The following is a 4,926-nucleotide window of genomic DNA, read 5'->3' as shown; positions in this document are numbered from 1 at the left end:
TCCCAGCCCAGGATCTCGCGGGCCTTGGAGATGTCGGGCCGCCTTTTCTGCGGGTCGTTCTCCGGAAGCGGTTGATAGCCTAATTTGAGCTCCACGCCCGTCAGCCTGCAGATCTCCTCGGCGAACTCCTTTATGGTAATCTCATGGGGATTGCCGATGTTCACCGGCAGAGGGTAGTCGCTCAGCAGAAGCCGGTAGATACCCTCCACCAGGTCGTCCACGTAGCAGAAGGACCTTGTCTGGGACCCGTCCCCGAAGATGGAGAGCTCCTCCCCCCTGAGCGCCTGGCTCATGAAGGCCGGCAGCACCCGGCCGTCGTTGAGCCGCATCCGGGGACCGTAGGTGTTGAAGATCCGCACAATGCGGGTCTCCACTCCGTGATGGGTGTGGTAGGCCATGGTGATGGCCTCCTGGAAGCGCTTGGCCTCGTCGTAGCAGCCCCGGGGCCCCACCGGGTTCACGTTCCCCCAGTACTCCTCCACCTGCGGGTGCACCTCCGGGTCGCCGTACACCTCCGAGGTGGAGGCGATCAGAATTCGAGCACCCTTATCTTTGGCTAATCCAAGTAGATTATGTGTTCCTAATGACCCTACTTTTAAGGTCTGGATCGGGATCTTGAGGTAGTCGATGGGCGAGGCCGGCGAGGCGAAGTGCAGGATATAATCTAAATGACCCGGCACGTGCACGTACTTGGAGACATCATGGTTATAGAACTCGAACTGCTCCAGTTTGAAGAGGTGCTCGATGTTCTTAAGGTCACCAGTGATCAGGTTGTCCATGGCGATCACGTGGCAGCCCTCCTTGATGAAGCGGTCGCACAGGTGCGAGCCCAGGAACCCGGCCCCGCCGGTGATCAATACGCGTTTTCTGTCTTTACCCATCCTTAGTTCGTCATTTCGATTACCGGTTGCACCTCCCGCACCCCGATGCCATAATATGCGAAGCCCTGCTCCTGCAGTTCTTTGGCCTCGTAGATGTTGCGCCCGTCGATGATCACCTTGCTCTTGAGCAGCTTGCCGATCACCTGGAAGTTGGGCGAGCGGAACTCGGGCCACTCCGTCACGATCAGCAGCGCGTCGGCGTCGATCAGGGCCTCGTACTCGTCCTTGGCGTACTCCACCCTGTCGTTCTCCCCGATCATGTGTTTCGCCTCCTTGATGGCCACCGGGTCGTACGCCTTCACGCTCGCCCCCTCGGCCAGGAGCTTCTCGATGATCACCAGTGAAGGAGCCTCGCGCATGTCGTCGGTCTTGGGCTTGAAGGAAAGCCCCCACAGCGCAAACGTTTTCCCAGCAAGTTCTCCGCCGAAGTGCTTCATCACCTTGTTGAAGAGCACCTCCTTCTGGTTCTCGTTCACTGACTCCACCGCCTGCAGGATCTGCATTTGGTACCCGTTCTCCGCCGCCGTCTTGATCAGGGCCTTCACGTCCTTGGGGAAGCAGGAGCCGCCGTAGCCGATGCCCGGGTAGATGAACTTGTTGCCGATCCGGGAATCAGAGCCGATGCCGCGGCGCACCATGTTCACGTCCGCCCCCATGATCTCGCACAGGTTGGCGATGTCGTTCATGAAGCTGATCTTGGTGGCCAGCATCGAGTTGGCCGCGTACTTGGTCATCTCCGCGCTAGGCACGTCCATGAAGATGATCGGGTGCCCGTTCAACAGGAACGGCTTGTAGAGCCGGCGCATCACCTCCTCGGCCTGATCTGACTCCACCCCGATCACAATTCTATCCGGTTTCAAGAAGTCGTCGATCGCCGCGCCCTCCTTCAGGAACTCAGGGTTAGAAGCGACATCGAAAGAAAGGTTAGAACCTCTCTTTTCCAATTCTTCTGCCACAGCCTGTTTTACTTTATTGGCCGTGCCCACCGGCACGGTGCTCTTGGTCACCACCACCAGGTACTCGTCCATGTGCTGGCCGATCTCCCGGGCCACGCCCAGCACGTACTTCAGGTCCGCCGAGCCGTCCTCCCCCGGGGGCGTGCCCACCGCGATGAAGGCCGCGTCGCAGCCCTTGATGGCCGAGGCCAGGTCCGTGGAGAAGTGCAGGCGCCCCTTCTCCACGTTGCGGAGCACCATCTCCTCCAGCCCCGGCTCGTAGATGGGCAGGACACCCTGCCGCAGGTCCTCGATCTTCTTCACGTTCACGTCGATGCACGTCACATCAATGCCCACCTCGGCAAAACAAGTGCCCGTCACCATGCCAACGTAACCCGTTCCTACTACTGCGATTCTCATGAGGGAGATGAGATTTAAAGTATATTTTCTATTCTAGATTTTTGAACGAAGATGAAATTTCTAAGCCATCCACTTCTTCCACCAATGCTGGAATACCACCAGTGCCCAAATGCGCGCGTGGATATCACCTGGGTTCTTGGAGAACAACTGGGCCTTTAACCGCTGAATCTCTTTCAGGTTGAAAATTCCTTGCGCTTCAATGAACGCATCTGACAAGAGATCATCCATGATCATGGGGCGCAGTTCGTTTTGGAACCATTTTAGCAAAGGAACCTCAAAACCATGCTTGGGACGTTTATATAGCTCAGGTGGCAACATCCCTCTGAAAGCATCCTGTACGATTTTCTTTTTCATACCGCCGTCAATCTTGGAAGACTCTGGCAAGGAGAAGGCGAAGTTTACCACCTTGTAATCTAGGAAAGGAGTTCGTACTTCTAAGCTGTTTGCCATTGACATGAGATCCACCTTGGTGAGCATGTCATTAGGCAATACCAATTGCATGTCGGTCAGCAACACCTCGTTTATGTCCCCTTTTTGGGAAAGGTGACTTAAAATCTTCTGACGCCGCTTCTTATAGACATCCTTGGAAAGGATTTTCTTCGATTTGCCGCTGAGCAATGCCTTGGCATCTTCCTCGGTGGCGAAGGAGGCCCAACGCCAGTAGCGGTCTTTGGCGGAAAGGTTCATCCCCTCGCCGAAGCGCTGGAATTGCCGGATACGGTTGCCGAAAGAAGAGTTTCTGGATTTAGGCATCATTTCCCAAAGCGGCAGTAAAGCAGCCACTGTTTCGGCGGCAAATCCGCCTTGCCGGACCTTGTACTCGGCCATGTGCTTGTTGTAACCGGCAAACAGTTCGTCGGCGCCATCGCCTGACAAGGCCACTGTTACTTTTTTGCGGGTATAATGGCTTAGGATGTTCACCGCCAGGGCCGAAGAATCGGCGAATGGCTCATCTATGTACTCAAGCGCCCGGAAAAGGTGCTCATATAAATCATTGTTAGTCAGAGAGAAGACCGTGTGATTGGTCTTGTATTTGTCGGCGACCAACTTGGCGTATTTGGTCTCGTCAAAGAACGGCTCGTCTTTGTACCCAATAGAGAAGGTATTCAGATGCTGGGTATGCCGAGAGGCCAACGCCACAATAGCGGAGGAGTCAATCCCCCCGCTCAGGAACGCGCCTAAGGGCACATCGGCGATCATCCGGCGCTGCACGGCTCCATCCATCAGGTCTACCAGCTTTTTCTGCTGCGCCTCATACGAGAGATCGTTGTGCTTCACTTTCTTCTCGTCGTACGGAATCTTGTACCAGCGTTTTACCTCTACTTTCCCTTTTTTACCCACTAAAAAGTAATGACCCGGCATCAGCTTCTTCACTCCTTTGAAAATAGAAGCGGGGGCGGGAATATAGTTCAGCTGCAGGTATTCATACAGGGAAGCATAATCCAGCTTGCGCGGGATCCCGAACGCCAGCAAGGATTTCATCTCGGAGGCAAACACCAGTTTGTCCTCATCCTGGTACATGAGAAGCGGTTTTACGCCATACCGGTCACGGGCGACAAACAGGGTTTCTTCCTCTTTGTCATAAATGGCGAAGGCGAAGAAGCCGTTCAGTTTCTTCAGGAAAGAAGGGCCTTCTTCTATGTAATACTTCAGGAGCACCTCGGTATCGGACTGCGAGAAGAACGTGTATCCCTTCTCTACCAGTTGCTTCTTCAGCTCCTGATAATTGAAGATCTCTCCGTTGAAAACGATGGTGTAGCGTTCTTCCTCATTATGCATGGGCTGGCAAGCCACATCGCTGACGTCAATAATGGACAACCGACGATGCCCTAGTCCTACGGCACCATGGGTAAAATGTCCCCCTGAGTCAGGTCCGCGCAACTGCAGCGCGTCAGTTGAGTCTGATAAACGTTGGATGGCTGAATGACCTTCCTGAGTAAAAGCGTAGATTCCAGATATACCGCACATATTGCCGCAAAGGTACGACATATCCACGAAATGGTTTTTACCAACTCAGTTTTAATATGATTAATTTAAAATCTAACTCATACTAACCCGTGACAACACTTTCATACAACATTCATTACCAACAACTTGAATACACAGTAACTTTAACTTAAATTATATTATTTAATATTTAAATAATTATGAGTTTGATGATCTAAACCAAAAATTCTTTCTACCACTTCTCACACGTTCTAAAAGAAAAGACTACCTCCCAGCTCTTTTAGAGCGTGTCAGAAGTTGCCTTTTCAAGATGCCATCGTTGTCATAAAGAATTAAGGCATCTCTGTTTTGGGTCTGTTTTCAGAAAATGAAGCTAAAAACAGATCACAAGGAGCCATCGCCCTGGGAGCAGTAGCTCTTCTGCAACTTTCAACATTATTCCTACTTACTTTCTTTGCCAATGACAATAACACCCTTTTCTTACTAACTAAAGCAGAAGAGGCTTGCCGCAGATTGCGGCAAGCCTCTTTAAGGATAAATTATGAGTAAATTTTTGAAGCCTTAGAACACCTTTGCCTCGACGGGCGCGGATTCCACGTGCTCTTTGAAGTACTCCAGGGTGCGTCTAAGCCCTTCAGCGCGGGATACCCTCGGCTCCCAGCCCAGGATCTCGCGGGCCTTGGAGATGTCGGGCCGCCTTTTCTGCGGGTCGTTCTCCGGAAGCGGTTGATAGCCTAATTTGA

Annotated in this window: 3 protein-coding genes and 1 pseudogene; all 4 read right to left on the bottom strand. The window is 52.8% G+C overall.

All coding sequences use genetic code 11. The features are described from left to right. Positions 1-881, bottom strand: an 881-nt coding sequence (locus H7U12_RS20550; RefSeq protein ID WP_186641668.1) for a UDP-glucuronic acid decarboxylase family protein, incomplete at its 3' end; no start/stop codon positions are given. Between the two features lie 2 nt (positions 882-883). Then, the gene (locus tag H7U12_RS20545) at positions 884-2,236 is read right to left on the bottom strand and encodes a UDP-glucose dehydrogenase family protein (protein ID WP_186641666.1); all 1,353 of its coding nucleotides are present in this window, start codon (positions 2,234-2,236) and stop codon (positions 884-886) included. 60 nt (positions 2,237-2,296) lie between these two features. Then, positions 2,297-4,204 carry an asparagine synthase (glutamine-hydrolyzing) gene (gene asnB / locus H7U12_RS20540; RefSeq protein WP_186641670.1) on the bottom strand — a complete coding sequence of 636 codons (1,908 nt, stop codon included), beginning with the start codon at positions 4,202-4,204 and terminating at the stop codon, positions 2,297-2,299. 540 nt (positions 4,205-4,744) lie between these two features. Next, positions 4,745-4,926, bottom strand: a pseudogene (locus tag H7U12_RS20535) (SDR family NAD-dependent epimerase/dehydratase); the annotation flags it as partial.

This window comes from Rufibacter sediminis, assembly GCF_014269285.1.
Classification (GTDB): domain Bacteria; phylum Bacteroidota; class Bacteroidia; order Cytophagales; family Hymenobacteraceae; genus Nibribacter; species Nibribacter sediminis.
Note: the sequence above shows the minus strand (reverse complement) of the source record. Positions and strands in the feature narration are given on the sequence as shown.

Bases quoted from the DNA above. Each gene is read 5' to 3' on its own strand.
- asnB (WP_186641670.1), bottom strand. From the start codon at position 4,204: ATGTGCGGTATATCTGGAATCTACGCTTTTACTCAGGAAGGTCATTCA.
- H7U12_RS20545 (WP_186641666.1), bottom strand. From the start codon at position 2,236: ATGAGAATCGCAGTAGTAGGAACGGGTTACGTTGGCATGGTGACGGGC.